This window comes from Ochrobactrum sp. MYb379, assembly GCF_037479515.1.
Taxonomy (GTDB): domain Bacteria; phylum Pseudomonadota; class Alphaproteobacteria; order Rhizobiales; family Rhizobiaceae; genus Brucella.
Window position 1 is genome coordinate 537462 of the sequence record NZ_JBBGYW010000001.1, and the last position, 26428, is coordinate 563889.

Sequence of the window (26428 nt, forward strand, 5' to 3'; positions counted from 1 at the left end):
ATATTCAGCTGGGCAGAGAAAATGGGCAGCCAATATTTGCTTTTGCCCATTTGCCCCAGACCGTCTCAAACCGATCATGCGGAAAGGCCTGCCGGTCTTTGTAAAATGACGCATCGGCGTACAGAAGTTTGGTTCTCAATAGCTCCATCATGAAGTTGAGAAGCAAATGCTTCCTTTTAGTGAGCAAATCGACGACCGGCTTATTTAGATCGGATTCAGCGAATTGACCGGCTTTGTTCGGCAGATCAAAAATCCTGACGCGTACAAGATGCCTCATGATTGGATCTGGATTCAGTCTCCAGACTGATCCACCCGGCTCATCGTAAAACGGCTGAGTATGTTGATGATTATCGATGACTGCTTCGCAACACGTAAGAATATTGTTGACGATGTCGGAAAATGCATCGGTCACAACTGAAGTATGCGTGTTGTTCGGTAAGCTTAGAACAAGATTTGACCATCCATGCTTTCTTACAAGCAGGGATATTTGAAACTCATCAAAAATTTCGTTTTGTTCTGCAATCATCGATACACACGCGCGGTTGATTGGCGTTTTAATTTTGCTCTAACCGCGCTTCTCCAGTCTTTGTCGTCATATGATCAGACTCGCTCGTGAGTGTCGAGCGAAGGAGGGAAATATGCCCCACGTTCGCTTTTCCGAAAATTTTGATTGGTCTCCACGCTACGGCGTGACGATTGCCTATGAAGCCGGCTGGTCCGGCCTTGTCACCACGCGGTGCGCAGACTCAGCAGTTAAAAAAGGCAAGGCAGAGAAATTGCCAACACCGAGACGTGAGAGTGTAAATGGCAAATCGTAGTGGCGCGGGGAGCTTGAACGCCAAGGTCACATTCCAGCGTCGTGAGAATTTGGATGACGGATACGGCGGCACCCGCGGGGAATGGGTAGATCAGTTTACTGTCGCTGCGCGCTTGGCTCCGAAGTTCGGTGGCAATGCAGAAAGCCTTGTTGCATCGCGTCTGGTCTCACAGCAGCCATATAATCTCACTGTTCGTGCAAGTGGCCAAACCCGACAGGTTTCACCAACATGGCGTGCGTATGACTCGCGTGCGGGGATCTCAGCTGGAAGCAACGGCGAGCAACGACCAAACCGTGTGTTCGGCATCAAGACCGTCGTTAATCCTGACGAGCAGAACGCCTATCTCGAGATGTTGGTTATTGAAGGCGAGGATGGCTGATGACGAGCATTGGTAAAATCATCGGCATGGAAAAGCTGAAACGAAAGCTTGCACGCATACCTGATGCCATAAAGGCTCGCGCTCAGTCTGATCTCACACTTGCGGGGCGTGAGGTGAACATGCAGCAGCGTTCATTCGTCCCTGTAGATGATGGCACATTGCGTGGCTCTATTCGCACCGAGTCGCTGACAGACGGCACTATTGGCGTGTCCATAGTCGCCGGCGGCCCAGCAACCCGCAAGGTCGTGCGCAAATCTGCCAAAGGAAACGCGCCATCATACGACTATGCTCTAGCGGTAGAGTACGGCACGAAGAATATGGCTCCGAAAGCTTTCTTTTGGCCAGGCTATAAACTGGGGAAAAAGAAAGCCATGCGGCGCGCAAGACTTGGTATAAGGCGGGTACTCCGACAGGTGATGGCCAATGGCTAGTCCTAATCTAGCGATTCAAGCAGGACTTGTATCAGTCATTCGCAATATGAATACCTCTGCTGGTCATCGTGTTTTTAGCGAGATACCTCACGACGCGCAGTATCCCTATGTGCAGGTTTGGTCGGGGTTTGAAACTCCGATTGACGAAGAATGGTGGGATCGCACCGAAAGCACGATGCAAATCGATGTGTGGGCGGATTCACTGACATATGCGGCTTCTAAGGCTGTCGCGGCGGCAATCCGTGACAATCTTCACGAGAAGACCTTGGATGTGGTCGGTCACACGGTTGATCGCATCCGAGTTGAAACGATCGTCTATTCCGACGATCCGCCGCATTACCGAGCGCGCATGTCAATCGCGATCGATACCCAGCCGAAATAATCTCGACAAGCAGCCGCCATTGAGCGGCTTTTTCTTTGAAAGGAACAGCCGACATGGCCGTTACCAAACAGCTACTTATTCAGTTTTCAGAGGGCACCGCACCTACCGAGTGGTCGCATTCTTGCACAATCAACAGTTCACAAGAATTCTCGATTGAAGCAACGACCACGGACGCCAGTGAGCCCAACTGCGAAAATCCAGATGCTCCAAATTGGGTGCTGCGCTCTGTCGATACACTTTCGGCGGGTATTAACGGTGCAGGCACAATGGACCCTGTCAGTTATGGCGTTTTGCGCACGAAGATGCTGGCTGGTGAGGCATTTGCAGTTCGCGTTACGCTTGGCGGTTTGACGTCCGCGCTTGGTGGCGGTCATTTTCAGGGTAATTATGTCATGACCAACCTTGGGCTTGCTAAGGAAGGCAAGGGGTATGTCACTTCAACCGTCGCGCTTCAGAGCGATGGTGAAATCAAATGGGTGCCGGCAACCTAATGACCCAGACATATGTAGATGAACTTGGCGGAGCGCAGCGCTCGTTCCGCCTCGGCATTGGCGAATTGCGTACCCTGCAAGAGAACTGCAAGGTTGGACCTGCAACAGTGCTTGCACGTCTCGTGTCGTTTCAACCGCAGGCAGCAGACCACAAGCGGCCAGATCCTGTGACCTATAAACTCGGCGCTGAAGATCCAGACTTTCGGGCAGATTTTAACGTCTATAGCATGCTGCGCAGCTTTGGCGGCGACTGGCGTGTTGACGACGTGCGCGAGCCTATTCGGTTGGGTCTTATCGGTGCTGGCACCACGCCAACCGAAGCAAGTATTTTGGTGCAGGCCTACGTCGACAACCGCCCTCTTACAGAACACATCGGTCTCGCCGCCCAAGTCATCATGAAATCGCTTTCTGCTGACGAGCCGGTGACTACGGGGGAGCAGAAAGTGGAGACGACGACGGAAACCTAGTCTTCTCCACATATTACGGCATGGGTGCTGTAATGGGTTTCACACCGCGCGACGTCGACAGTATGACACTTTGGGAATTGTCTGCCGCTGCCAAAGGCTGGTCAAAGGCAAATGGTGCGGAAGAAGAAGTTGCCCCGCCAAGTTGGCAAGAGCATCTCGCGATGGTGAAGGCAGCGGGGGTTAGTTAGGTAGCTTGCCAGTATCGAAATAGGTGATGCATTCCTTAAGTCGATCTACGCGTTCATTGCTCGACATTGAATCCGCATATGCTTTGTCATATTTTTTGTTGGAACTAGTTATCCGCCAGCAATTATTTTCGAAGGATGTTCGCTCTAGCGCTTGCGCGTTTTTCGCGCGAGCCTGTGCATCTGCATATTCATTCCAAAAGAAATAGCCCACGAAGGCTATGACGGCGACGCATGTCGCGCCGATTAACAGTTTCATCCCCATCTCCAAGCTCGCTCACGCGGGCTTTTTCTTTATCAGGATAAATCATGGCCGTCACTGTGGAAGAGCTCCGCGCAGTAATGCGTATGGAGATGAAGCCGTTTATGCGCGATTTGCAGCAGATGAATGGCGTAAGCGCCAAAGCCGCAAGGCAAGTCGAACAGACGTGGCGGGCTGCGAATAAGCGTTTAGACGGTATCGGTAAAAACATGGCGCGCAGTCTAGTTGCGCCGATGGCCGGAATTGGCGCGGTGCTCGGCGCGGATCAGTTGCGGAAAATGACTGACCAGTGGACCGATATGACCTCCCGTGTAAATCTCGCGGCGGGATCTATCGACAAAAGCACTGAGGTGATGGGCCGCCTGGGCGAAATGGCCCGTCGAACATATTCTGATCTAACACAGACAGCTGACAGTTATCTTGGTAATGCCACTGCCCTTAAAGACCTTGGTTATAATACAGATAAGACGCTCGACTACACTGAGGCGTTGAACAACGCGCTTGTCGTTTCTGGTGCTAAAGGCGATCGAGCAGCGAGCGTTATAGATGCACTTTCCAAGGCAATGGCTCTTGGAAAACTCTCAGGCGACAACCTCAACACTGTCATTTCTACGGGTGGACGTGTCGCAGAAGCACTTGCTGCTGGCCTTGGAACAACGACTAATGGTCTGCGCCGCATGGGTGCGCAAGGCAAAATTACCGGCCAAGATATCGTTAGGGGTCTAACCAGCCAGATGCAGCTTCTTCGGAAAGAAGCTGGTGACATGCCTGCTACCATTGGTGACGGCTTCACGCTCCTCAACAATGCGATTCTGCAATATGTTGGCAATGCCGATACTGCTACAGGTGCCTCGCGCAAGATCGCTGATGCATTGATCATTATCGCTGACAACTTCGATAAAGTTGCGGATGCTGGTTTGCAGGTCGCAGCAGTGTTGGCGGGGGCGCTTGTTGGCCGATCACTTGCCGTCATGATTAGCAAGCTTGGCTTAGCAGGTGCGGCGCTTATTAACTTCACGAAGGCTCTGGCTGCGGCACGCACTATTGGTGGGCTAGCGACAGCTATCACAGGGGTCGGAGCTGCTGCTGGTCCGGTCGGAATGTTGGTTGGTGGCGCGCTTGTTGGGTCGTTGCTGCTTTATAACCAGACAGTCGGTAAATCGAGCGAAGGCTCTGAGGTTTACGCCAAAGCTCTCGAGAAGGTCCGAAATGCCGCTGAGAAAACTGGCAATGAAGTTGAAAACGCATCGGAAAAAATAGCTAGAGGTTTACCAGAAAAACTAGAAGCAGGTGTCACATATTCTCTTAAGGAGATAGAGGACGCAGTTCTACGCGTTGTGGATGAATTCGATAACCTGCGGAACGTCAGTTTTGAAGGAGTGCCTCAAGATGAGGTGGATAAGGTAAAAGAGCTTGGCGAGCGATTTAAGTCCGGATCCATATCGGCTGCCGATCTTGCGAAAGAACTAGATAGCATTACCCGTGCAAATCCTACATGGGATAATTTTACTAGTTCAATCGAAGTGTTTATTGGCAAGCTGAAAGAGGCCGCAGCCGCTAGCAGAATTCTCAAGGCAGAATTAGCCGACACTTTAACGTCAAACGGCCGCTCAGCCAAAGACGACCGGCTGCCCATCGACGTAAACAAGATCGCTGCGGATTCCTACGAGAAGGAAGCTCTCAGAAAAGCTGCACTGAATAAGAAAGAGCATACGCTTGAGTTGGAGCGCATTAAGGTGCGCAATGATGCACTCAAGGATGGCACTAAGCTAACTGAGCAGCAGATCGAGACCATATCTCGCGCTAATATCGCTGCAAACGAGCGTTGGAGTACCGAAGGCAAAAAGCCGAAGGCTGAAAAAGCACCTAAGAAAACCGAAGACGACTATTTCTTTCAGATTACACAGCAGGTGAAGGATCGAACAGCGGCGTTGGCTGAAGAGGCCAAGATTACTGGGCTGACCTATATCGAGCAGGAAAAGCGCCGCACTGCGATGGAACTTGAGCAGGATGTGCTTGCACGACTGCGCGAGGAGGCTCGCAAAAAAGGCGACAAGGATTGGGAAAGCGTCAAGCTATCTTCCGATCAGGTTGCCTCGATCAATGCTGTGTCGGAAGCCTATGCGCGTCAAGCAGACGAACTACGCGTTGTGCAGGAAGAGCAGGGCAAGACAGAACAAGCCGCCGCTGAATTCTACGACACATTTAAATCTGGAGTGGTTGGCGCTATCACCGGAGCAAATAGCCTGCAGGATGCTCTGGTGGGCATTCTAAATAAGCTGGCTGAGATGATTCTGAATAGCGCTTTTGATGCTATCTTCGGAGGTGCGAATGCTTCACGCTCAGGCGGCTGGCTCACGGGCATGATGAAAAGCATTGGCTTCGCTGAGGGCGGCTATACGGGTCCTGGAGGCGTTAATCAGCCAGCCGGCGTGGTTCATAAAGGCGAGGTAGTATGGTCGCAAAAAGACGTTGCGCGCGCAGGCGGCCCGTCTGTTGTTGATGCAATGCGTCGTGGCGTCAGTGGATACTCTGTCGGCGGCGGCGTGGCTATGTCCATCCCGCGTATTCCGAAGATGCCCGTCCTGAAAGCGCCTTCATCGAAAAGCAACGCTGCGCCTGGCTCCCCCGGAACCATCAAAATCGATGTGTCAGGTGCGCGTGGCAACGCGGAAATTATGAAGATGGTTTCAGCGGGTGTCGAGCAGGGGCTCACTCAGTACGACCGCGAGTTGCTTCCCCGTCGCTTTCGCCAGATCGCGCAAGACCCTTATGCAGTGGGATGAGGAATAATGGCTGATCCAATTCCACTTTCGGTGCTTTTTGACTTATTGCCGGTCGTCAGCGCTCCATGGGTTCTCAAAGAACAGCTGGAGTATTCTGGCCTTGGCACAGGCGAGGTTCTGGCTGCCAAACTTGCGCCTTCTCGATGGTCTGCTGATGTGGTTCTTGCACCGATGGTTCACACCAAAGCGCGAGCCATTCAGGCAAAGCTTGAAGCGCTAGACGGTCCGATTGGCAATTTCTATTTTGCCAGTTGCACAAACAGCTATCCCGCCAAAGACCCCGGAGGCGTTAAGCTTGGCTCTGCATCTCCTAGGGTCGATCTTAAGGGTGCAAACAACAAGTCACTGTCAGTGAAGGCAATTCCGGCAAACTACAAACTGAGTGCTGGCGACATGTTGTCAATTGATTACGGTTCAAATCCGGTTCGCCGGTACTTGGGCCGTCTCGTATCGGATGCAACGGCGTCGGCAAATGGAGTCACGGGTCTATTTGAAATTCGCCCGCACCTTCCGGCTGGCATTGTCGCAAACTTGGCGGTGAACTTTCTCAAGCCCGCCGCCAAAGTTTTCATCGTGCCGGATAGCCTGCAAGTGGCTCATTCTGGCCGCTTCAGCACAATCTCATTTTCGGTGATGCAACGCCCATGAAAGCTTACGATCAGGCGACACTCACGGCTTTGCAGAACCGCGAGGCTATTGCGCCATTTAATCTGCTGTGGATTGAAGCCAAGAACCGCGAAAATGGTGGGCTTGAAGCAATTGGCTTCTGGAATGGTTTGGACGCTCAAGACGTAACCGTAATTAATCCAGAAACCAATCTCCCTATTGTACGGACTTATCACGGCGCAGGCTCATTGCTCGATATTCCTGCCATCCCGCAGGAAAGCGATTTGACCATTCGCTCGATCCGCATTCTGCTTAGTCAGGTCGATGCTGCCACACAGTTAGCCGTTCGCGGCTTTGAAGTGCGTCACGCACCAATCCAGATCCATCGTGGCTATTTCGACGTTGATACCATGCTTCCGGTCGCGCCCGCGCGATCCCGGTTTATTGGCTGGGTCAATAACATGAAAATCAACACGCCAGCTGCGGGTGGTACGGGCAATATCGAACTGACATGCGTTTCTCACACGCGTCAGCTCACAAAGACAAATCCATTGCGCCGGTCGGATGAGCAGCAGAAACGCCGCCAAGGTGATCGGTATCGTCGCCATACCGATGTGGCCGGTGAATGGCTTCAAAACATATTCTGGGGGGAGGCAAAGAAATGACGATCAAGCGTTATCACGATTGGCGCACGCGCCTTTCAGCTTATCTCTATGAGGTCGCGCATAAACCCTTCCAGTGGGGCGTGCATGATTGTGCCTTGTTTGCTGCCGGTGCAGTTGAGGCCATGACGGGCGAGGATTTTGCAGCCGACTATCGCGGAAAATACAAGACGCTCATAGGAGGTCTGCGCAAGCTGAGAAAATCGGGCTTTGACGATCATGCGGCGATGGCCGCATCGCTCTTTGAGGAGTGCCACCCTTCATCCGCGCATGTTGGTGATCTGGCTGCGATAGAGACAGATCAGGGCATAGCGCTCGGCGTGGTGCAAGGGCAGCGCATTTACGTGCTTCGCCCGGATCAGGCCGGTATCGGCACGGTGGCGCTTTTAGATGCCAAGCGGACGTTTCACGTTCCTTTTCACTGACAGGTAAACAGCATGAAAATCTTGCGCATGGCGGCGTGGGTGGTTTCACTCACGCTCTGCATGATGCTGCCTGCTTTTGCGGATCCGGTTACAGCGGCTATTGGTGCTATTACGGGTCTGCTAAAGGCTGGTGGTATTGCTGCGACCCTCATTAAGCTGGCATTCGGCATTGCGTTTCAGCTGGGTTCAAGCCTGCTTGCGAAAATGTCTGCCAAAAAGCAGACACAGCCAGGCATCGTTGGTCAGGTGCAGTTGGGCGGCGACAAATCCCTGTCGTTTATCGTCGGCACCTACGCCACAGCCGGCCATCTGGAATTTGTCAATTCATTTGGCAAAGTCGATGACGTTGAGAATGCCGTTCTGACACAGGTTATCACGGTTTCTGATTTGCCGGTTCAAAGCATCGGCAACCGCGTGTTTGTGAATGGTGAAACCTGCAATCGCGATCCCAGCATTGTTACAAGTTCGGAAGCCGCCAAGCTTGGCGCAACCAGCTATCCAATTGCAGAATACAAATACTCGCGTTGGTGGTTTACGTTTCTCAAATACTATTTGGGCGACCAGACTACGGCTGACGCTACTCTTGTTGCAAAGTTTGCAGGTGATGAGCGCCCATGGCTCGGCGATATGATTGGTCGGGGTGTTGCCTACGTCATTGCAACGGCTGAGTTTGAACGCCACCTCATGACGGCTATTCCTGCCTTCCGTTTTGAAGTGCAGGGCATCAAGCTCTATGATCCGCGCAAGGATAGCACCGTTGGTGGCAATGGTCCGCATCGCTGGGGCAATGAAGCGACATATGAGTGGACCGATAACCCTATCGTCATCGCCTACAACATTTTGCGCGGCATTCATTATGAGGGTGAGTTCATCTGGGGTGGAACCGTAAAGCTTTGGGGTTTGCCGCTATCCGGCTGGATGGCTGCGATGAACGAATGCGATATTCTCGTCCAGATCGAGAATGGCCAACTCGAAAAACAGTTCCGCTGCGGCTATGAAATCCGCACGCTCGATCAAGATCCGATGGACGTGATCGAAGAACTGCTCAAATCTTGCAACGGTCGCATCTCGGAAAGCGGTGGCATTTACAGCGTTCGCGTCGGCCCGCCCGGATTGCCAGTGGCGTTTCTCAGCGATGGCGAGTTTGTCATCACCAAAGAGCGTGAGTTTGACGCGTTTCCGGGTCTGGAAAACACGTTCAATGGCGTGACTGGCACATGGCCAAGTCCTGATGCTGCATGGGAAATGAAAGACGCGCCACAGCGTCGTTTCCCTGAATATGAGGCTGAGGACGAAGGCCGCATTCTGCTGGCTGATGTTGAGTTTAACGCGGTGCCATTTGCCAATCAGGTGCAACGCCTGATGATGGCGCTTGCCAAGTCAAATCGTCGTTTCCGCAAGCATATAGTGACATTGCCGCCGTGGGCTGCTGTTCTTGATCCTTTCGATGTGATTGCGCTGACAAGCCAGAAAGAAGGCTATCAGAACAAGCACTTTGAAATCATGGGGATCGATGATCAACCGAATGTCACGCAGGTGGCTTCGATTACGGAAGTTGATCCTTCCGATTATGATTGGAATGCCAATCGTGACACGTTGCCGTGGTCTGTTGGACCTCTCACTCCGAATTGGCCAACTGCGCAGATCATGGTCGGCTGGGGTGTGCAGCCTGCGGAATTAAAGGACACTGACGGCATCTCGCGCCGTCCAAGCATTGAAGTGTTTTTTGCTGCAAACATGACTGACGTGCGTTCTGTACGTGTAAAGGTACGGCTGGCAAGCACGCTGGAAATTGTGTTCGACGGCGAAATTCCTTACGGCGACCCGGATTATGACAATCCAAGCCGCTCGGTCATCCTCAACGGCATTTTCCTGCCTGATGAAGATTATGCGGTTCAAGGCGTCTACGTTCCTTATTCCGGTCGTCAGGTCATTCCATCCGCATGGATGCCGGTAAAAACGCCGCGTAACCTTCTGATTGATAAAGACATTGGAGAGGGGGCAATCACGGCTGCGAAACTTGCGGCCGCGTCGGTTGAGTTCGACAAGATTGCGAATGAAGCGATCCGGCTCAATCATTTTGCAAACAGCATCACGCCGATTGAGATTGGCGAACAACTGCCCACGCAGGGCAATTTTGACGGCAGGCAGTTCTACAATACTGCTGATGGCAAAATGTACACGTGGAATGGGACCGCATGGACTGCGGCCTCGTTTGATCTGGCCGATGGATCGGTCACATCGCAAAAGCTGGCTGATAGTGCCGTCACCGCTTCCAAGATCATGAATGAATCCATCACGGCGATCAAACTAGCCAATGAAGCCGTGACTTCAATCAAGATCGCGGACGGTGCTGTTATCGCTGGAAAGCTTGGCGATGCTGCGGTCACGGCGCAAAAGATCGCCAATGAAGCCATTACGCTTGGTAAATTTGCAATCGGGCTTCGTCCGGTAGAAGTTCTTGCCGCACTTCCTGCGACCGGCAATGCGCTCGGCAGGCAGGTGTTTCTAACAACTGACAGCAAGCTTTATCGCTGGAATGGTACTGTCTGGCTTGCGAGTGTTGCCTCAACGGACATTAGCGGTCTGATCAATGATGCGCAGCTTGCAGCGATCAATGCAGTAAAGATCACAGGACAGATCAAAGGTACCCAGATCACCGATGGTGCAATTTCATCGCCAAAGCTCTTGGCAGGTGCTGTCACTGCTGGAAAGCTTGATGCGGGTGCGGTACAGGCGGGCAATATTGCGGCGGGTGCTGTAACCGCTGGAACGATTGCTGCAAGTGCTGTTTCAGCGGATAACCTTGCTGGGAATTCGGTAACTGCTGGCGCAATCTCGGCAGGTGCAGTCAATGCAAGTGCGATAGCGGCGGGAGCCGTCATTGCGGATAAAATTGCAGCGGGTGCGATCTCAGCCGAAAAGTTGGCTGTTGGTCGTGCTGCCAACTGGTTTGAGAATAGTGATCTGACGGCTGGGCTTACGGGCTGGGCCGTCAACGGCAATCTGGTGATACAGCCGCTCTCTATAAGAGCGGATGGTTTTGCACCCCCCGGTGGCGCATTGCAGGTGTATCAGACGGATGCAGCATCGAGTGGTCGCGCGGATGTTTTCCAAGTCACTCCGCAAGGGACCGCGAAATATTTCGATGTTTCTGAAGGCAGCAAGTACGAGTTCTCGGCCTATCTGTTTTCAAATCGCTGCGACGCAGATTTGTATATTCAATGGTTAAATGCGGCAGGTGAAACTGTTTCTCATTCTGGGTTAGTGGTAGTTTTAAGAAAGAGCGGTTCGGCAAACTTCAAATTGTCCGAATATCAGAGGCCCGCACTCATTGCCACAGCACCTGCTGGAGCGGTGAAGGCCCGTCCTTTCGTAAGAAAAAACCCGACAGTGTCTGGAACCAACAGTTACTTATGGTTGACCCGCATGCCGTTTGGCGAAGCTGGACAAAACCAGACAGAGGCATCGGTCTGGTCACCATCTGGTGTGACACTGATTGATGGTGGCAACATCGTCACCAATGCCATTACCGCATTGCATCTGGCTGCTGGTTCAGTGACAGCGGCTGCTATTGCAGCGAACTCGATAACTGCCGTAAAAATTCAGGGCGGTTCCATCACGGGTGACAAGATAGCCGCCAATACGATTGCTGGCAACAAAATGGTCGCAAACTCTGTAACAGCGCGTGAACTTGTCCTTACCGATTATACCAACCTCGTAACCAACGGATCATTTCTTCAGGATATGGCCGGGTGGACTGAGATCAGCTCCAACGCCACGCGCATTGCCAGAAACATAAACAGCAATACTAATGCCATCAAAACGATGCCTTCAGCTTTTGCTGTTCAGATGGTACCTGCTGACACGACCACCACGATCTTAGGCTTCAGAGACATTCCTGTCCGATCCGGTGAGCGATTTCATGTGCAATTCGATTATGCATCAGGTGGCGCTGTTGGCGTTGGATTTGGTGTTTATGTGCAGTTTAGTGATGCGGATGGAAACGTTGCGGGATCAGTGCAGGCGGTTCCGCGAACGACAAATTTGTACAGTTGGCAGACTGCTGTTGGGGAGATTGCGGTTCCTGCAAATGCCGTTTCCATTCGTTACATCTATGCGCGTAGGCAGTCTTCTTTGACTGGTGGTACCGTGTATGTGACGAATATTCATGTGCTTCGGAAAAATAACGCTGAGTTGATTGTCGATGGCGCTATTAACGCTAACCATATCTCTGCCGGTTCGGTAACCACCGACAAACTTGCAGCCAATGCCATCACAGCCGGTAAGGTCGCTGCCGGTGCAATCAGTGCCACGCAGCTTGCAGCGGGAGCGGTAACAGCAGACAAGATCGCTTCGGGTTCTATTGCCACCGACAAGCTTGCAGTCGGCATATCGCGAAACGTCCTGCAGAACTCGCAGTTCACGGCAGGTTTGAGCACATGGACTGCGAGTGGTGCTCCGACGAGTTGGGCATGGAATTTCAGCTTGGTAGCAGCTGGTGGTTCATGGTCGGGTCCGCTTAATCCAACACTTCGTGTTTATCAAAGCAATGCGGTTGAGACGGGCTATATCGACGTTCGCCAGAACAGACCCGATCAGACTGGATGGAAAGCCAACTGCTATCCGGTTAATGCAGGCGATACATGGGAGGCGTCGGTTTATACGTCTGCTCATCGGTGTAACATTCAGTTGCGTATCGAGTGGCGTACCGCTGATGGGGTATCTTCCTATTCATCGGCAGATGTGAATAGCGCCAGTTCCGCCGGTAGTTCGACAAACCCTGAGACTTGGACGAGGCTTGTGGTTCGCGCTGTCGCTCCCGCCAATGCAGTGGCGGCAGGCATCCATATCCGCAAAATGGGAACGCGCGCGGGAAGCACGGACAGCTACATGTTTCTCTATAAGCCGTTTCTAGCAGAGGTTCCGCCCTATGTGTCTGAAGCCGCACCATGGAGTGATGGCGGGTTTGTGCTGATTGACGGCTCCGGTATCGTGGCCGGTGCAATCACAGCTGACAAGATGAACGTCAACAATCTCGCCGCCCTCTCGGTTAACGCCGGAGATATCAAAGCTGGAACGCTAAGCAGCCCTGACAACAAGTTCGTTATCAACTTGAACGAAGGCTATTGGGATTTGTTTGTGTGAGGTCTGCATGCGCGTACGAATGGGAATAAAGCCGGGCGTCGGTCCAATTCTTAAGGTGATGAAGAATGATAACGATAATCCATTTACAACCGCCATAGGCGACTATGACAAGTTCTACTTCGATTCAGAGTCGCAGCGGCTTTCATACGATTACGCACATAGATCCTATGGTGCGTTGAATAAATCCCGGTTTCCAACCGGGAGCTATTCTCTTGATGGCAAGCCGTTAAATCAAACGCTTTGGGGTCTCAGGTCCAATTATGGCCCCACCCAAAGCTATGATTATTTCTACCCGATTGCTTTTTTGGGCAGAATGACAGATCTGCCGTTTCCGCCCATCACAGATGCTCGCGTTATCGGGAGTGACGGGTGGGTAAGGGCATATGTCGGCTACTTTCCTAATTCAAATGGCGGTCCGCGCGCTTGGGGTGTCATGAACTCCTGTATCGTCGCGAATGTCCAATCCGGACGAACAGGACTGCCTGAATACCGAAACATACACGCTGACTTTCAGTATAACGGTTGGGCAGGGTGTGCTGATACGCAGGGCAGTCCATATTCTGCTGTCGTATCGACGCCCGGAGATAACATTACATTTGCTGTTTGGGATCTGCCTTCAGGACCTGAAACAGAGCCTGCGCCACCCTCACGTGTGTCAGGGCAAAAAGCGATATCCATGAGCAAGACACGGATCGCGGTGGCAAAACCGGGCGATGACACGAGAACCGCTGCTCGCCGAAACATGATCATGGATAGTGATAAGTCTCCGGTAAAATGCGTTCTCTTTGGCGAGACGCCGATGATCTTGCCGGGGCAGACATATTTCTTTCCCAAAGAAACATCGTTTGACCTTGATCCCACCATGCATATGGAGCTCTTTCTGAAATCAGAAGGTTCTAATATCTTCCAGTTGCCGCCTGTGTCTTACCCGACCCCCGGCAACGATAGCAGGCGTGTGGAATTCTTTTATCGCGTCGATGCTGATGGCGTCCGGTTTCGAGCAACGGGTGCCTATGGGCATGCCGCTAAGTTTGTCTTGTTTGCGAACGGCCCGGCAGCGTTCACAACGGGTGGAAGTAAGATGATCCGGCGCTTATCGAATGGGTTCCAGATCAAGCGGCCCGGTTCAAGTGACATAGCACCCAACTATAACGATATTCTCTTGGATACGAGATTGCCGACTGCCTATGTCGTGCAAGATGAGTGGGTTCCTATCAGCCGGTTCACTGCGGGCAACGGGGGGGTGTATTTCGATATACCGCTGCCGAATAAGAATATGTTCTTTTACCCAAAGGTGATGGCTGATTTCGGCGATGTTCGGCGTCATGCAAATTACTGCGTGAATGTGCGCCTGCAATACGTCAACGGCTGGGGCAATGTCGCCGTCTATGACACATCCCGGCAGATGTTTGTAATCCAGAACCACGAAACCTTCTATCGCGCACTTCTGTATCCAGACGCGCCGGGCGACACCAATCTGCCCGGCCCAACGGGCATTCGTTACCACCTTCTCGGAATTACCAAGCCGTAGGTTCGCGCCATCGGCTTGGCGTAGCTTTCAACCTCAACGGAAAACATCATGAAAAACTTCAACGTGTCCTTACGCTCTGGCCCTACGCTCACGCTCTCGGCCGCAAAGTTTCAATCAGACGGATCAGGCGTTCGTCTCTTTGACGATAAAGGCGATCTGGTAGCGGCATGGGCTGACGGTCAGGTTATTTCCTGCGTTCCAGCTGATGCTGTGCAGGTTAACCCTGATGATCAGTCGCAGTCGGAGGAATAGTAATGTCGGCTACCGTCATCAAAATGCTTAAAGACCGCATTGCTTGGCAAGAAGGTCAATTGGAAGCGTATGCAGAGGCTGTTGATACGATGGCTTCGCAGATCAATGCTGCTAATGCGCGTATCGCCAAACTTGAAGGCGAACGCCTCGACGAATGTGAGATATTGGAAGAATAGTAAAATCGCGTCAAACTTCGTGAGGTCTAATTTGATCGCCAGATTAAAAAGCAGACGCACATAGTTATCACAGCGGCCATAGTAAAAACTGCGATTTCGTCTTCAAGAACATCAATCAAAAACATGTGCCCCTCCGCATGATCTGCTGAGTATATCGGACTATCATGAAATGAAAAACCCCAGACGCTGACGGGCTATTCTGGGGCTGCGCTTAGACAGAATTGCGGGCTGTCTTCGCACTCAATAGGATTTAGCGCAAAAGTTGAAAAAGAAAAGCCCAGCAAAAGAGGGGCAGGACGTGTCTCTGTCCAACGTTCTTACCGAGTGGTTTCCTACCAGCGACGTCGTCTTGGCGCAAAATAAAGCAACAATAACGTAGCGATGATGGGTACTGCTACGCCAACAACGTATTGGCCCATGTGTGTAGAAAAGAACTGTACTAACTGCGCCATGCCACCCCGTGTTGAAATTTGCCACAACGAAATATTCCCCTCTCGTCGGGGCTATGACAAAGCAACAAGCTTAATCATCGCAAAGCCACATTGCATTTATAGCTACGCATTCGAAAAAGAAAACCCCGACTCAGAGGTGGATGAGCCGGGGTTATGCGAGTCATCCAGCTGCGTCGTTAAGGTTGACCCGCAATGTAACATAATCACTTTGGTGACCACCAAAGAAGAGTGCATGCGAGAGCCGTTGCTAGTACAGCCCCTGCAATGAGCAATCCATGATCTGAAAACGTGAAATTGAAAACTGTCATCTGAGATTGTGCTCAGACCAGATCATAAAGCCAATCAGCGCAAGCAATGCGGCTGTCATAAATCCAATGAACCAACCCATAGCATTTCCTCCGCGTACTAAACGCGCTAAGCGGGAAAAAGGTTCAATTCACCCTTTAAAATAGAAAACCCCGGAAAGGTGCGGGTGCACTCCGGGGTCTTGCACCAAGGCAACTATGACGGGCGGCCTTGAGTGCGTCTCAAGTATTACAGAACATGCTAAAAAAGAAAAGCCCCAGCGAGAGGGATCAAGCTAGGGCCGCACCAAAGCATTTATTTTGGACGACTTTGAATGCTTCAGATCTGTTAACGAACGGTCCCAAAAATGGAAAGTCCCGGATGGAGGGGTGTCACATCCGAGGCTGCGTGAAGACATTCGCACAACATACCCACGCAACCAGAAAACTAGTGTGGCGCACAAAAAAGAAAAGCCTTGTCATTGCCCCCACCATGACAAGGCTGCGCGTGGACAAGGACTGTAGCATGTCTAGCGCCTCTGCAATCTAGCCGAGTGCTCTGAAAAGAAAGGCCCCGGACGACTGGTGGTCGATATGTGCCGGGGCCGCGCTGGATAGATTGTCACACCTCACCTGCGCCAGAAAATTGAAACACAGATAGGCACCAAAATAAAGCCCCGGGCGCTTGCGGACGCTACCGGGGCCGAGCTTTTCTGAAACGGGGGCTTCATTTGCTCCCAAGCATCATCTCACAAAAAGAGAAAAACACAAACAAAAACCCCGGCGATGAGGCCGGGGCTATGGTTTAGCGTTGTAAATTACGTCGGTGGTTCATGTAATACCTGATCTCTTTCCAGCCTAGCTTAACTATCACGCAGGAGAGCGTAGCAAGGATAGCTGCTTCAAATATCAGAAACCAAATCATGATGCGCCTTCATGCCTGAACTAGGCCGCCCCCTGATTTCTTGCCCTTCATCCAAGGTAGTGCCACTACAGGTTCTTCGAGAATTCCCTTTTTTTTGGCAAAGCCACGAATAGCGCTTTCAGCTACTTCCACTGGTTTAATGCCGTCGTGACTGTCGCAGCACGCTTTCCAGGCAGTTTCGTATATGAGGCCACGGTCGTGTTCCGGCCAATCATAAAGAAAATCTAACGCGTCTCCGACGCTTGCAATTTCCCGAACAAGGTAGGGGCCGTCCTTCACAAAAACAGGACTGTCAAACAAACGGTCGCTCATCGAAACCTCCATTTGATCGAACGTTAAATGTTGGAATGACGGCTTCGATTTAGTAACTAACCTACGGGTTTCAAGATCCTGACAATCAAAAAATTCGAAAACACAATGGTACGACGCAGAAATGCGGCGGGGCTTTCGCTCATCTAAATTCAAGGACAATCAAATGAACAAAACAACGTTCTTCGCTTATGCGAGGCGCGCGCCTTTTGGCGGCCGTTTGAGCCAGGCTCAGGTTGATGGCACGTCTGCTATCTTGGCCGAAGCGCAGCGTAGGAATCTACCTGACGAGCAGATAGCTTACATTCTAGCGACTGTGTTTCATGAGACAGGCGGCAAGATGCAGCCAGTTGTCGAGGATCTTAATTATTCGTCTGCTGCGCGTATCAGGCAGGTTTGGCCCACGCGATTCCCAACTGTAGCCAGTGCACAGCCATATGTCCGTAAGCCGCAGGCTCTTGCGAATAAGGTCTATGGCGGACGAATGGGCAACGACAGCGTTAACGACGGCTGGACCTATCGCGGACGAGGCTTGCCTCAGATTACTGGCGAGGAAAACTATAAGAAGTTCGGCATTGCTGACGTGCCAGAGGAGGCGCTGGAGCTGGCTACTGCTATCCGCATCCTCTTTGAAGGCATGGTGTTGGGCAAGTTCACAGGCCGCAAGCTGAGTGACTTTTTCGGCAAGGGCAAAGCAGATCCGGAAGGTGCGCGAGTTATCGTCAACGGCACCGATAAGGCTACACTAATCGCCGGATATTACCGCAACTTCCTCGACAGTCTTATTGCTGCACGCGAAATGAAATCCGCTGCTCTTGATGACGCCAAGCCTGACGACGTGCCTTTGCTCAAGGACAAGACAGTGCAGACCATCGTCGCAGCCGGTGGCGGTACATTCCTAACCGGCCTTATCAGCGCCGTGTCGAACCCGTGGGCATTCCTGACTGTCGCCTTGATCGTGGTTGCCTTGGGTGGCGGCTTCTGGCTTTGGCATACAGGCAGGCTCGAACTGAAGAGGGTGGCGGCATGACGTGGCTATTAACGTTGCGTTCCAGGCTGACAGGCTACGCCGTGGCAATCGCTGCGGCACTTGCCGTCCTTGTCGGCGCATACATTAAAGGCCGGTCTGACAGTAAATCAGCCCAGACCGCTCGCGACGCACAATCGGCAACCAAAGCACGGAAGATAGAAAATGAAGTCAGCCGTCTTGATGACAGCGCTGTTGACGCTCGGCTTGCTCAGTGGGTGCGCGACAAGCGGTAATTACTGCGACGTGGCGCGAGCGATCTATGCCAGCCATGACGACACGTCGGAAACCAAGCGCCAGATCCTGGCCGAGAATGAGAAAATGGAAAAGCTGTGCGGGGTACGGCCTTCAGGTTAATTACCCAACGGCTCCGTTACTCTCGGAGTCTGACCTTGGGGCATGATCGGCCGTCCGTCTTCGTATCGCATGATCAGTACGACAGCAGCTAGGGCCACAATTACCGGCAATGCGATGCATAAAACGCGTAGCACTGCGCCGACAATTTCTCCAATCAAACTATTCGATACCTGTCTCATGCTGCAATCATATCAGCAAAGACGTTAAGCGAACACAAAGGGGCACATTAACTATGTTTAATCTCAAGAGACCCGAAGCATGACTGGCACAGAAATCATGGGCGTCGTCGGCTTCATCGTGATGTTGTTCGGCTTTCTCTTTGGCCTTTGGAAATACATCGAAGGCCACATCAAGACTGTACGATCCGAATGCGGAGCTAAAGCAGACGCAGCCACTGCGCTTGCCGCACTGACCCGGCAGGAGCTTTCAGACTATAAGCTGCGTGCGGCCGAAACATTCGCCACAAAGGCAGGGATGCAGGAACAGACCTCGCAGATCATGCGTGCCATCGAAAGCGTTGCAAACCGCATTGATGGGCTTACCGAGCGCATGGATCGTGTGTTTGAGCAGAAGACTACGAGGGCGAGGGGGTGAAATAAAAAGCAAACTCAACGCCAATTTTTTAATTGCATATTAATTAGTTCTTGCTATGTTCCACTAGGGAAGATTCAAGGTGGCGGAACATGGCGAAGTTCAAATTGCGGGCATGCGCATTTTGTGGCGGTGCTTTCAAAGGTCCGTTTATAGAGTTTAGCCCGAGTTCTTATTGCAAAGAGTGTAGTGGCGAGCGTCGACGAGTTGCGCGATTGGCTTTCGCAAGCGTCACTACTGGAATAGCGGCTGGCGGCGATTACGTTGCACCTATTGAACTCTTAATTCGCGCGGAAGAATGCTCTTAGCTCACGTTCTGCTTGGACTCTGCCTACGTTAGACGACCCGCCTAACTGGCGATTTCGTCCATTGATGGTCAAGGCTTCGCTCGCCGCGTTCCAAGAGAAGTGTCGAACAGAATGTCGAGAATAACTTACAGTCTGCCTTCGACCTCTAATTATTCGCTCCCATGATATTTGATTTTCGCCGATGTTGCACGCCCAAGGGTTGTCAACATTGATGGCACCTAGAAGCCTTGAAACTTCTCTCATGTCATTAGGTCGAGCCGCACTTTCATCACTTAGCATACGATTGACCAGTCTCCGCCAGCCATCGGAAATGTGAGGAAGCCATTTCAAGGTTTGAGCAAAGCCACCATTCTCAACTAGAAATCTAGGCTTAGTCTGGGCAGCATACCAATCGTGTCCGTGCAGCAGTCTGTATAGCGTGATACCGAGAGCCCATATATCTGATTTTACGCTGCAGACGCCCGACGTATAATATTCTGGAGCCAGATGATCTCTATAACCCGCACCTGCCGCATAGCCTTCTACGATGTCGTCTGTCACTAGACCAAAATCACTCACCTTTGCGACGTTGTCCGCTGATATTAAAACATTCCCGGGTTTAATATCTCGGTGGATCATCCCACGATCGTGGAGGGAGGCTAGACCAAGACAGATATGTTTTCCAAACCTTCTAAGTGCATCAGCTTTAATCGGTCCAGCCTTATAAGGTGTCTCTAGTGATCCACCAGGACAATACTCCATCGTTAAGTGGATGGACTCGCCTTCCTTGTCGGTTGTAACGTAGTGCACCGTAACTACATTTGCATGGGCAGCTTGGTGAAGCCTGTTGCCTTCCCGCACCAAACCATCTCTTCGTGCGGTCCATTCCGCCTCTGCTTCTCCTTCTTGACGCTCCATAATCTTGATAGCAAGCAGGTCACGAAGAACATCTCTACCAACATGTACACGACCAAAGTAGCCGCGACCAATTTCCTCGCCAACGATCAATGTCGACTCAACAGCAGTCATTTGCGGCACCTAGCAATTATTCCAAAAGCAGCTTCTCTACTTCCTGCTTTTATATCACCTCGGAAATTATCGTCCCAGAAACCGTCGTCTTCGACATATTCTTGAACGTTTCTGTCGCCAAAATTTCTGCTAAGATTAGATTTTGCAACCGTTTCAGTGGTGCACACAGTGCTTAGTGCCGCAATGGTAACGCCACGCAGCTCTGCAGAAAGGAGGTGGGACAATTTCCCTCCTCCGCGCTGAAGCGCGGCGCTTGCCTTAACAACGGCTTTTTCAATGCGAGCTTCTCTCGCGTAATCCGTGAGTTCTTTGAAAAACACCGAGTATGCTTCTGCGCGGTCTCCCGTCTGAAGTTTCAATGGAAAATCTCGATTAATTACAATTGGGTCCGTCTCATCATCCGATACCGTAGCATCGACGATTATAGCCTTATCTCCAGAAACGGTTACCCCGAGCCACCGTGTAGGCATATCGCACCCCCCGCATGTTACAATTAGAAGTATATGAAATGAGTCGCTCGAATGTGTCGAGTAATCAGCATATCCTCTTCCATGGATATCACTTGACGCCCCTTTCACTTCCACCACAATGACAAATTGCGGGCTACCAACCCGCAAACCAACCAACACGAGGAGACTGTATGTCCAATGACAGACAGCGGGCGAACACGCGCCTTTCAAAACAAGAACTAGCCCGCCGTGTTGCTGCGTATCAGCAACACGGCACGATAACGAAGGCTGCGCACGCGTGCGGCGTCAAGAAGTCTGCATTTCACGACAGCATCAAACGCGCGGCTGAGCTTGGCTTGATGGGCCCGAAGGAAACGCTGCCCGGCTATGCAATCAAGAGTCTGACCGAGACTCCTAACGGCACGTACATGCGCCAGACGAAAGAAGCTGGCCCTGTCTATGAGGCGACTGCCGGCCTTGCCGTTAAGGGCAAGACGACGCTAGTTAACAGCGAAGGGCGCATCGTCACTCAGCACATCATGGAGCGTGCGGACGCTGACCAACAGCGTGCTGCAATCACGGCCGTGGTCGCCGCATTAAAAGAAGATCTGCCCCGCGTATCTATCATGCCAGCGCCGAAGGACTGTCGCGAGGATCTGTTGAATCAGTTCACGATCACTGACAACCATTTCGGAATGATGTCGTGGCGCGAAGAAACTGGCAGCGATTACGATCTGCGGATTGCCGAGCAGCTATTGCTTGATTGGTTCTCTGCGGCTGTGGCGCAGGCTCCCGACGCTCACACGGCCATTCTGGCACAGCTCGGCGACCTTTTGCACCACGACGCGCTTGAAAGCGTCACTCCTGCCCACAAGCACGTTCTGGACGCTGATAGCCGCCTGCAAAAAGTCATTCGAATTGTGATCCGCACGATCCGCCGCATCATCGATATGTTGTTGCAGAAGCACGAGCGCGTTCATGTCGTGATGGCATCGGGCAACCACGACCCAGCCTCATCTGCATGGCTGCGCGAAATGCTGGCCGTTATGTATGAATACGAGCCGCGCATCACTGTCGATAATTCTCCCAGCCTCTATTACGCGTTCGAATGGGGCAGCACGATGCTTGCCTATCACCACGGGCATAAGCGAGGTGTGGGGAATATCGAGGGCACGATTGCTGGCATGTTCCGTGGAATGTTTGGCCGCTCGTTGCAGGCCTACGTGCATATCGGACACAGACACAGCGATGACGCCAGAAAAGGCACTCTGATGTATGTCGAGCAGCATGAAACGCTTGCAGCACCAGACGCTTATGCCGCTGGCGGTGGCTGGCTGTCAGGCCGATCAGCTAAGCGAATAACCTATAGCAAGCAATTCGGCGAAGTCGGTCGTGATATCCTCCGGCCCGAGATGGTCGCAGGGAAGTATGCCGCGGCAAATGACAATTTGGAAAGTCAAAGGGTTGCAGCCTAACCGTCATCCCTTTTGGGACGCTAGATAGTCTACAACGGCCGCTCGGATTTCAGTCTCAAGTTGATTGGTTTGTGCCAAAATTTCTTTGGTGGCCAGATCTACATTATCGATGAATGGGGAATGCATTTCTCCGTCTAATGGCGGAGCTATTGGGCCATATTCCACGACCACTTTCTTTCCAGAGAACTGCACGGTGATGGAAGCTGAGTTCCCAATGTACTTGGCATCTAATATTTGCATATCGGCCTCCCTGATTGTTTCTCAGTGTAGGCTTGGAAACCGCATTCAGACAATACCAACAACGCCACCCACCAAGCGGCGTTTCACCACAACACGAGGAGAGAATATGCTTGAAGAAGCAGAAGACAAAGCCGCGCGCGCGGCTGTTGAGGGGCGGCAGTTAAGAACAGGGGTTATAAGGTGGCTGCCAAAACCTTATAACGATAATATGCCTATTGCCACGCAACCGGCGCGAAAAGGCGACTGGCTGCAAACCTTCACAGGACGCCAGTTCTGGCCGATGGACCCGCGCGCTGATGAAATCTTTATTGAGGACATTGCTCATTCGCTATCAATGCAGTGCCGCTTTGCTGGCCACTGCAAGCGGTTCTATAGCGTTGCTGAGCATAGCATTCTGCTTTCCCGCCAAATGCCAGAGAAGTTCAAATTGTGGGCATTACTGCACGATGCAAGTGAAGCCTATCTTGTCGACGTTCCTCGAACTGTTAAGCCATTTTTGCCCGGTTACAAGCAGGCCGAGAACGCTGTTATGGCGGCCATTTGCGAGAGGTTTGGCCTCGTTAATGAGATGCCGACTGAGCTTAAAGCTGCCGACCGAGCGATTATTGGCGATGAGCGTTCTAATATGGCGCCTTGCGTTGCTGAATGGTATTCGACGGGACCTGGCATTGGAGCGCGATTGCAATATTGGTCACCAGAGAAAGCGGAGTCCACTTTTCTACATGAGTTTAGCAAATTAGTAGCCGGGAGCCCAGCAGGAGAAGCACATGAGCAACATTGAAACAGCAATCGCAGTGGCATCTGCGGCTCACATGGGCCAAGTTGACAAGAATGGTGAGCCATACATTTTCCACGCCATTCGGGTGATGCTGGCTCAGACTACAGCGGAAACGCAGATTGTCGGCGTGATGCATGATTTAATTGAGGACACAGACACGTCGCTGAATGATGTTTATTCATTCGGATTTGATGACGACATTGTGCTGGCCTTGAATGCAATCACACGTCGCGATGACGAGGATTACTTCGTCTATGTGAAGCGTGCTTGTTCTAACCCTATCGCAAGGCCGGTCAAAATAGCTGATCTGCAGGACAATCTTCGCGCCTCCAACGACGATGCAGACAGGCGCGCCCGCTATATAAAGGCGCTCGAAATGCTCGGGGAGGCTCTATGATTCAATTCCACGTTGGCCAGAAAGTGGTCTGCATCGATTCAGTCGTCGGCTTTGAGCAGTATCTTGAGGTGAAGGAAGGCGAGATTTACGAGATCGAGTGGATCGGACCTTTCGAGCACTATATTCACGGCTCCTACATCGGCGTGCGGCTTAAGGGCGTTGATCGCGGGACTTGCCCGCAATTTGGTTATGAAAACCCGCCTTTTGGAGCACGGCGATTCCGGCCTCTTGTAGAAGATAAGTTGTCAGCACTGCGTGGATTGCTGGCTGGCGGGCCTTTGACTGAGAAGTTCGAGGGGCCGAAGCGCAAGGTGAGGGCGGGTGTATGAGTAGTTGGCAGCGAATGGAATCTGCGCCCTTAAATGGGACTAAAGTCGATCTGTGGCGAGTGCATATTGAAAACGGTGATGCCGAACGAATTACAGATTGTTGGTACTCTGGAGGCAATTGGCTTTTTGACCGTAACGATATGATCGGTACTGTGGATGGTAGTTCTGACCAATTAGAAGCCTACTGGTTAATAACGCACTGGATGCTGCCGCCAGCACCGCCGGAGGATATGTAATGGTGCCAGATGCAAGAATTGACCGAGAGATCGCGCGTGGAGATTTGGAAAAACCTAAGCAGCCTATGCCGAAGCCTGTGCATCTAACTGATCTTGGCCTGCGGTCCAATAGCTCTATAAAGTCCGACGGTGGTTCAACCAGCTACTACGAGTTGCCCGCAGGAGCTAGCGAGCTAAACGATCTTATTGAGCACAAAGGCATGTCCTTTGCGCTCGGCAATATCTTTAAGGCTTGCTATCGATTCGGTGAGAAAGACGCGGCCAGTCGCCTTTACGATCTGAATAAGATCATTTTCTTTGCTGAGAGACTGAAGGCACAGGAACAACGCGCCGTCTAAAAAGACAACCGTCCTACAGAAAAGATAAACAATCAAAGCATATATAAAGAGGGCTTCGAATTTCTCCGAAGCCCTTATGATATGGCACTAAGGCTGGTGGATTTTTATTTGCGGTAAGCTAAACCACCCCAAATTCGACCTTCGTCGCGATGACGACCACCGTGCACGGCTCCGATGTAAGCGGCCACCGCAGCAACGAGTGCAGACGCCGCGAGCAGGAAGGCGGTAAGAATGCCAGTTATCCTAGCTTTTTCTGCTGCGTCAGCTGCCTTTGCTTTCACTTCTTCGGCAGTTTTTTCAGCCTGTGCCTGTATATCAGCAAGGGTCTTTTTAGCTTCGTCAACCTTCGTCTGAGCTTCAGTACGCAGAGCCTGAACGCGCTCAACTGTCTGGTTTACACGAGTTTGAGCATCGTTTTGGCTAAGGCCGGTTCGAGCCGCGATCTGATTAGTGAGCCACGTACGATCAGCGTCTGAGATTTCACCACTAGTAAGCAGGTTTCCCAAAATTCCGCTAACCTGACGTTGGAAATCCGCGATGTTTTGAGCTTCCTGTCCAGCAACAGAGTTGCCTTGACTATCCGTGCGTAACAGAGTGTCCGTGAGGTAGTCTAATGGATTAGTTTTCAACCCTTGCGGCAGCATCTGTTCGACCGATGGAGCAGCGGCTTGTCCTGCACCTTGAGCTAATCCCGACACTGCTTGCCCGGCGCCTGAAATGACACCTCCAGCTAACTGACCAGCTCCTTGAGCTGTGCCGCCGAGGACTGCTCCTGTGGTTTGAACCGCTGTTTCAGCCGCGCTTCCAACTGCTTTCGCTCCACCTGAAATAACGCTGACAAGCATAATAGCCGATACGATTGTACCAAGTCCCCAAACGACGAGGCCATTCAGACCGTCTCGAACGGTTGCTTCATCACGGGTTGCTGTTCCTGATGGTCGGCGCATTCTGCCGGTGATATACCCGCCGAGCATATAAGAAGCGACCATTGATATGATAATAAATAGGGCAGTAATGACGAGCCAGACTGCACTAATGTCTCCTCCATCATCAACTGAGAACGAACTCAAACCAAGTCCACCAGCAAATGTTGTGAGGACAACCATCACACCTGACGCGACCGTCGCGCCAGCAAAAATAGCAGCCCAATCGACGTAGCTGCGATTAGGAGCGTTTTCTACAACTGTTGAATCCACCATCAACGTAATCCCAGAAAAGAGAGAATGAACAACACGATAACGACTAGGCCTACTAAATAGATGATAGAGTTCATGTTGGTTATCTCCTTCAAAAAGTAAAAATGACGACGCAGCCGGCTAATAAGCTGTCCGCCTTACGCTCTCTTCGGGAAAACTCGTGAGCCAGTAAAAGGTTTCAGTGAACGCCAAATTTATTTATTTTATGGATACTTAAAACGGTCTGGATACGGCGATTTAGGTACTTGCATCTCTCATTTTGATTCTTTGGATCAACGGGAAAAGATCAGCCGATTGATCTCCACGAACCAAACCAAGGTCTGACCACTATTTTCTTTCCATCCATTTTAAGACGCCACAAATAGATAACCCCGCCAAGGCGGGGCTCTTAATTATTGATGCGTTATTTCCTCGGAGGGCCGACCCGTTCGAGCAGCTTGTAAACGATCTCTGCGCATTCGACTGTTGACTGATCTTCAGCACATTTCACATCGACCTTGTATCCCTTGTCCTCAACACGAATATGCGCGGACTTGTCAGGGGCGGGGCGAGGGCCACCACGTGGCGGCGGAGGAGGTGGTGTTCCCGGCGCGCCAGCTTCAGGAGGTGTGGGCGGCTTAGGTGGCTCCTGTGCAAGGGCCGAGCCGGAGATCATTGCGAATGCAGCGGCAGCAATAAGAACGTTTTTCATTGCATTACTCCAAAGGGTGTGTGCGCTGTGAAAACAT

31 protein-coding genes and 1 pseudogene are annotated in these 26428 nt (G+C 51.8%); 24 read left to right on the plus strand and 8 right to left on the minus strand.

Annotated features, from left to right (window positions below):
• Positions 1-4: 4 nt before the first annotated feature.
• Positions 5-526, minus strand: a complete 522-nt coding sequence (locus WH356_RS02755; protein ID WP_339508655.1) for a hypothetical protein — start codon at positions 524-526, stop codon at positions 5-7.
• Between the two features lie 112 nt (positions 527-638).
• On the opposite strand from WH356_RS02755, the gene WH356_RS02760 reads away from it, so the two are divergent.
• The 12 genes and pseudogenes from WH356_RS02760 to WH356_RS24015 form a co-directional block, all read left to right on the plus strand.
• Positions 639-818 (plus strand): hypothetical protein, encoded by a 180-nt coding sequence (locus tag WH356_RS02760; RefSeq protein ID WP_339508656.1) that lies wholly within the window; start codon positions 639-641, stop codon positions 816-818.
• Positions 805-1197, plus strand: coding sequence for a head-tail adaptor protein (locus WH356_RS02765; RefSeq protein WP_339508658.1), 393 nt, complete (start codon positions 805-807; stop codon positions 1195-1197). The genes WH356_RS02760 and WH356_RS02765 overlap by 14 nt, the downstream gene beginning before the upstream one ends.
• A complete protein-coding gene (locus tag WH356_RS02770) occupies positions 1197-1628 on the plus strand; it encodes an HK97-gp10 family putative phage morphogenesis protein (RefSeq protein WP_339508660.1) in 432 nt (143 codons plus the stop codon). The genes WH356_RS02765 and WH356_RS02770 overlap by 1 nt, the downstream gene beginning before the upstream one ends.
• Positions 1621-2010: a tail completion protein gp17 gene (gene gp17, locus WH356_RS02775; RefSeq protein ID WP_339508662.1), complete on the plus strand. Its 390-nt coding sequence runs from the start codon at positions 1621-1623 to the stop codon at positions 2008-2010. The genes WH356_RS02770 and gp17 overlap by 8 nt, the downstream gene beginning before the upstream one ends.
• Before the next feature lie 53 nt (positions 2011-2063).
• On the plus strand, positions 2064-2501 hold the full coding sequence (locus tag WH356_RS02780) for a phage tail tube protein (protein ID WP_339508663.1): 438 nt from the start codon (positions 2064-2066) through the stop codon (positions 2499-2501).
• Positions 2501-2968: a gene transfer agent family protein gene (locus WH356_RS02785; RefSeq protein ID WP_339508665.1), complete on the plus strand. Its 468-nt coding sequence runs from the start codon at positions 2501-2503 to the stop codon at positions 2966-2968. The genes WH356_RS02780 and WH356_RS02785 overlap by 1 nt, the downstream gene beginning before the upstream one ends.
• A 32-nt stretch (positions 2969-3000) precedes the next feature.
• Positions 3001-3156, plus strand: a complete 156-nt coding sequence (locus WH356_RS02790; RefSeq protein WP_167659775.1) for a hypothetical protein — start codon at positions 3001-3003, stop codon at positions 3154-3156.
• Between the two features lie 306 nt (positions 3157-3462).
• Positions 3463-6201 carry a tape measure protein gene (locus WH356_RS02795; RefSeq protein ID WP_339508667.1) on the plus strand — a complete coding sequence of 913 codons (2739 nt, stop codon included), beginning with the start codon at positions 3463-3465 and terminating at the stop codon, positions 6199-6201.
• Between the two features lie 6 nt (positions 6202-6207).
• A complete protein-coding gene (locus tag WH356_RS02800) occupies positions 6208-6849 on the plus strand; it encodes a hypothetical protein (RefSeq protein ID WP_339508669.1) in 642 nt (213 codons plus the stop codon).
• Entirely contained in the window at positions 6846-7472 is a 627-nt protein-coding gene (locus WH356_RS02805; protein ID WP_339508671.1) for a hypothetical protein, read from the plus strand. Before WH356_RS02800 ends, WH356_RS02805 begins: the two co-directional genes overlap by 4 nt.
• Complete coding sequence (locus tag WH356_RS02810) at positions 7469-7894, plus strand: DUF6950 family protein (protein WP_339508672.1); 426 nt, start codon at positions 7469-7471, stop codon at positions 7892-7894. Before WH356_RS02805 ends, WH356_RS02810 begins: the two co-directional genes overlap by 4 nt.
• 1023 nt (positions 7895-8917) lie before the next feature.
• Positions 8918-9397: pseudogene (locus WH356_RS24015) on the plus strand (phage tail protein); the annotation flags it as partial.
• Between the two features lie 2514 nt (positions 9398-11911).
• Here WH356_RS24015 and WH356_RS24020 read toward each other — a convergent pair.
• On the minus strand, positions 11912-12376 hold the full coding sequence (locus tag WH356_RS24020; RefSeq protein WP_445253615.1) for a pentapeptide repeat-containing protein: 465 nt from the start codon (positions 12374-12376) through the stop codon (positions 11912-11914).
• Between the two features lie 673 nt (positions 12377-13049).
• Between WH356_RS24020 and WH356_RS02820 the strand changes: the two genes are divergently transcribed.
• From WH356_RS02820 to WH356_RS02830, 3 genes are read left to right on the plus strand one after another with little or no spacing between them, the layout of a single operon-like run.
• Complete coding sequence (locus WH356_RS02820; RefSeq protein ID WP_339508676.1) at positions 13050-14573, plus strand: hypothetical protein; 1524 nt, start codon at positions 13050-13052, stop codon at positions 14571-14573.
• A gap of 48 nt (positions 14574-14621) precedes the next feature.
• Positions 14622-14825, plus strand: coding sequence for a hypothetical protein (locus WH356_RS02825; RefSeq protein ID WP_339508677.1), 204 nt, complete (start codon positions 14622-14624; stop codon positions 14823-14825).
• Positions 14826-14827: 2 nt separating this feature from the next.
• Positions 14828-15001, plus strand: a complete 174-nt coding sequence (locus tag WH356_RS02830; RefSeq protein WP_339508678.1) for a hypothetical protein — start codon at positions 14828-14830, stop codon at positions 14999-15001.
• A 1670-nt stretch (positions 15002-16671) separates the two neighbouring features.
• Here the strand turns inward: WH356_RS02830 and WH356_RS02835 are convergent.
• A complete protein-coding gene (locus WH356_RS02835) occupies positions 16672-16974 on the minus strand; it encodes a DUF982 domain-containing protein (protein WP_339508679.1) in 303 nt (100 codons plus the stop codon).
• A gap of 163 nt (positions 16975-17137) precedes the next feature.
• Between WH356_RS02835 and WH356_RS02840 the strand changes: the two genes are divergently transcribed.
• From WH356_RS02840 to WH356_RS02850, 3 genes are all read left to right on the plus strand, one after another.
• The gene (locus WH356_RS02840) at positions 17138-18001 is read left to right on the plus strand and encodes a chitinase (RefSeq protein ID WP_339508680.1); all 864 of its coding nucleotides are present in this window, start codon (positions 17138-17140) and stop codon (positions 17999-18001) included.
• Complete coding sequence (locus WH356_RS02845) at positions 17998-18234, plus strand: hypothetical protein (RefSeq protein ID WP_339508682.1); 237 nt, start codon at positions 17998-18000, stop codon at positions 18232-18234. The genes WH356_RS02840 and WH356_RS02845 overlap by 4 nt, the downstream gene beginning before the upstream one ends.
• A gap of 379 nt (positions 18235-18613) precedes the next feature.
• Positions 18614-18949, plus strand: a complete 336-nt coding sequence (locus WH356_RS02850; protein WP_339508684.1) for a hypothetical protein — start codon at positions 18614-18616, stop codon at positions 18947-18949.
• Positions 18950-19227: 278 nt separating this feature from the next.
• On the opposite strand, the gene WH356_RS02855 is transcribed toward WH356_RS02850, so the two are convergent.
• Together WH356_RS02855 and WH356_RS02860 are read right to left on the minus strand one after the other, a co-directional pair.
• Positions 19228-20262 (minus strand): serine/threonine-protein kinase, encoded by a 1035-nt coding sequence (locus WH356_RS02855; protein WP_339508686.1) that lies wholly within the window; start codon positions 20260-20262, stop codon positions 19228-19230.
• Positions 20259-20732 (minus strand): hypothetical protein, encoded by a 474-nt coding sequence (locus tag WH356_RS02860; RefSeq protein WP_339508687.1) that lies wholly within the window; start codon positions 20730-20732, stop codon positions 20259-20261. The genes WH356_RS02855 and WH356_RS02860 overlap by 4 nt, the downstream gene beginning before the upstream one ends.
• Positions 20733-20902: 170 nt before the next feature.
• On the opposite strand from WH356_RS02860, the gene WH356_RS02865 reads away from it, so the two are divergent.
• Positions 20903-22186, plus strand: coding sequence for an oxidoreductase (locus WH356_RS02865; protein WP_339508689.1), 1284 nt, complete (start codon positions 20903-20905; stop codon positions 22184-22186).
• Positions 22187-22189: 3 nt separating this feature from the next.
• Here WH356_RS02865 and WH356_RS02870 read toward each other — a convergent pair whose 3' ends face one another.
• Entirely contained in the window at positions 22190-22426 is a 237-nt protein-coding gene (locus WH356_RS02870) for a hypothetical protein (RefSeq protein ID WP_339508691.1), read from the minus strand.
• Between the two features lie 106 nt (positions 22427-22532).
• Here WH356_RS02870 and WH356_RS02875 point away from each other — a divergent pair, with 106 nt between their 5' ends.
• Genes WH356_RS02875 through WH356_RS02895 form a run of 5 tightly spaced genes read left to right on the plus strand, consistent with a single transcriptional unit; the run spans position 22533 to position 24504 of the window.
• Positions 22533-23207, plus strand: a complete 675-nt coding sequence (locus tag WH356_RS02875; RefSeq protein ID WP_339508692.1) for a hypothetical protein — start codon at positions 22533-22535, stop codon at positions 23205-23207.
• On the plus strand, positions 23194-23601 hold the full coding sequence (locus WH356_RS02880; protein WP_339508694.1) for a GTP pyrophosphokinase: 408 nt from the start codon (positions 23194-23196) through the stop codon (positions 23599-23601). Before WH356_RS02875 ends, WH356_RS02880 begins: the two co-directional genes overlap by 14 nt.
• Entirely contained in the window at positions 23598-23930 is a 333-nt protein-coding gene (locus WH356_RS02885) for a hypothetical protein (protein WP_339508696.1), read from the plus strand. The genes WH356_RS02880 and WH356_RS02885 overlap by 4 nt, the downstream gene beginning before the upstream one ends.
• Positions 23927-24166 (plus strand): hypothetical protein, encoded by a 240-nt coding sequence (locus WH356_RS02890; protein WP_339508698.1) that lies wholly within the window; start codon positions 23927-23929, stop codon positions 24164-24166. The genes WH356_RS02885 and WH356_RS02890 overlap by 4 nt, the downstream gene beginning before the upstream one ends.
• Entirely contained in the window at positions 24166-24504 is a 339-nt protein-coding gene (locus WH356_RS02895; protein ID WP_339508700.1) for a hypothetical protein, read from the plus strand. Before WH356_RS02890 ends, WH356_RS02895 begins: the two co-directional genes overlap by 1 nt.
• Positions 24505-24608: 104 nt before the next feature.
• On the opposite strand, the gene WH356_RS02900 is transcribed toward WH356_RS02895, so the two are convergent.
• The gene (locus tag WH356_RS02900; RefSeq protein WP_339508702.1) at positions 24609-25703 is read right to left on the minus strand and encodes a hypothetical protein; all 1095 of its coding nucleotides are present in this window, start codon (positions 25701-25703) and stop codon (positions 24609-24611) included.
• A gap of 400 nt (positions 25704-26103) precedes the next feature.
• Positions 26104-26391, minus strand: coding sequence for a hypothetical protein (locus WH356_RS02905; RefSeq protein WP_339508703.1), 288 nt, complete (start codon positions 26389-26391; stop codon positions 26104-26106).
• Positions 26392-26428: the final 37 nt, after the last annotated feature.

Bases quoted from the DNA above. Each gene is read 5' to 3' on its own strand.
- WH356_RS02840 (WP_339508680.1), top strand. From the start codon at position 17,138: ATGAACAAAACAACGTTCTTCGCTTATGCGAGGCGCGCGCCTTTTGGC.
- WH356_RS02780 (WP_339508663.1), top strand. From the start codon at position 2,064: ATGGCCGTTACCAAACAGCTACTTATTCAGTTTTCAGAGGGCACCGCA.
- gp17 (WP_339508662.1), top strand. From the start codon at position 1,621: ATGGCTAGTCCTAATCTAGCGATTCAAGCAGGACTTGTATCAGTCATT.
- WH356_RS02875 (WP_339508692.1), top strand. From the start codon at position 22,533: ATGCTTGAAGAAGCAGAAGACAAAGCCGCGCGCGCGGCTGTTGAGGGG.
- WH356_RS02885 (WP_339508696.1), top strand. From the start codon at position 23,598: ATGATTCAATTCCACGTTGGCCAGAAAGTGGTCTGCATCGATTCAGTC.
- WH356_RS02870 (WP_339508691.1), bottom strand. From the start codon at position 22,426: ATGCAAATATTAGATGCCAAGTACATTGGGAACTCAGCTTCCATCACC.
- WH356_RS02880 (WP_339508694.1), top strand. From the start codon at position 23,194: ATGAGCAACATTGAAACAGCAATCGCAGTGGCATCTGCGGCTCACATG.
- WH356_RS02890 (WP_339508698.1), top strand. From the start codon at position 23,927: ATGAGTAGTTGGCAGCGAATGGAATCTGCGCCCTTAAATGGGACTAAA.
- WH356_RS02785 (WP_339508665.1), top strand. From the start codon at position 2,501: ATGACCCAGACATATGTAGATGAACTTGGCGGAGCGCAGCGCTCGTTC.
- WH356_RS02855 (WP_339508686.1), bottom strand. From the start codon at position 20,262: ATGACTGCTGTTGAGTCGACATTGATCGTTGGCGAGGAAATTGGTCGC.
- WH356_RS02795 (WP_339508667.1), top strand. From the start codon at position 3,463: ATGGCCGTCACTGTGGAAGAGCTCCGCGCAGTAATGCGTATGGAGATG.
- WH356_RS02765 (WP_339508658.1), top strand. From the start codon at position 805: ATGGCAAATCGTAGTGGCGCGGGGAGCTTGAACGCCAAGGTCACATTC.
- WH356_RS02820 (WP_339508676.1), top strand. From the start codon at position 13,050: ATGCGCGTACGAATGGGAATAAAGCCGGGCGTCGGTCCAATTCTTAAG.
- WH356_RS02835 (WP_339508679.1), bottom strand. From the start codon at position 16,974: ATGAGCGACCGTTTGTTTGACAGTCCTGTTTTTGTGAAGGACGGCCCC.
- WH356_RS02770 (WP_339508660.1), top strand. From the start codon at position 1,197: ATGACGAGCATTGGTAAAATCATCGGCATGGAAAAGCTGAAACGAAAG.
- WH356_RS02905 (WP_339508703.1), bottom strand. From the start codon at position 26,391: ATGAAAAACGTTCTTATTGCTGCCGCTGCATTCGCAATGATCTCCGGC.
- WH356_RS02895 (WP_339508700.1), top strand. From the start codon at position 24,166: ATGGTGCCAGATGCAAGAATTGACCGAGAGATCGCGCGTGGAGATTTG.
- WH356_RS02755 (WP_339508655.1), bottom strand. From the start codon at position 526: ATGATTGCAGAACAAAACGAAATTTTTGATGAGTTTCAAATATCCCTG.
- WH356_RS02825 (WP_339508677.1), top strand. From the start codon at position 14,622: ATGAAAAACTTCAACGTGTCCTTACGCTCTGGCCCTACGCTCACGCTC.
- WH356_RS02760 (WP_339508656.1), top strand. From the start codon at position 639: ATGCCCCACGTTCGCTTTTCCGAAAATTTTGATTGGTCTCCACGCTAC.
- WH356_RS02810 (WP_339508672.1), top strand. From the start codon at position 7,469: ATGACGATCAAGCGTTATCACGATTGGCGCACGCGCCTTTCAGCTTAT.
- WH356_RS02830 (WP_339508678.1), top strand. From the start codon at position 14,828: ATGTCGGCTACCGTCATCAAAATGCTTAAAGACCGCATTGCTTGGCAA.
- WH356_RS02850 (WP_339508684.1), top strand. From the start codon at position 18,614: ATGACTGGCACAGAAATCATGGGCGTCGTCGGCTTCATCGTGATGTTG.
- WH356_RS02860 (WP_339508687.1), bottom strand. From the start codon at position 20,732: ATGCCTACACGGTGGCTCGGGGTAACCGTTTCTGGAGATAAGGCTATA.
- WH356_RS02865 (WP_339508689.1), top strand. From the start codon at position 20,903: ATGTCCAATGACAGACAGCGGGCGAACACGCGCCTTTCAAAACAAGAA.
- WH356_RS02790 (WP_167659775.1), top strand. From the start codon at position 3,001: ATGGGTTTCACACCGCGCGACGTCGACAGTATGACACTTTGGGAATTG.
- WH356_RS02800 (WP_339508669.1), top strand. From the start codon at position 6,208: ATGGCTGATCCAATTCCACTTTCGGTGCTTTTTGACTTATTGCCGGTC.
- WH356_RS02845 (WP_339508682.1), top strand. From the start codon at position 17,998: ATGACGTGGCTATTAACGTTGCGTTCCAGGCTGACAGGCTACGCCGTG.
- WH356_RS02900 (WP_339508702.1), bottom strand. From the start codon at position 25,703: ATGGTGGATTCAACAGTTGTAGAAAACGCTCCTAATCGCAGCTACGTC.
- WH356_RS02805 (WP_339508671.1), top strand. From the start codon at position 6,846: ATGAAAGCTTACGATCAGGCGACACTCACGGCTTTGCAGAACCGCGAG.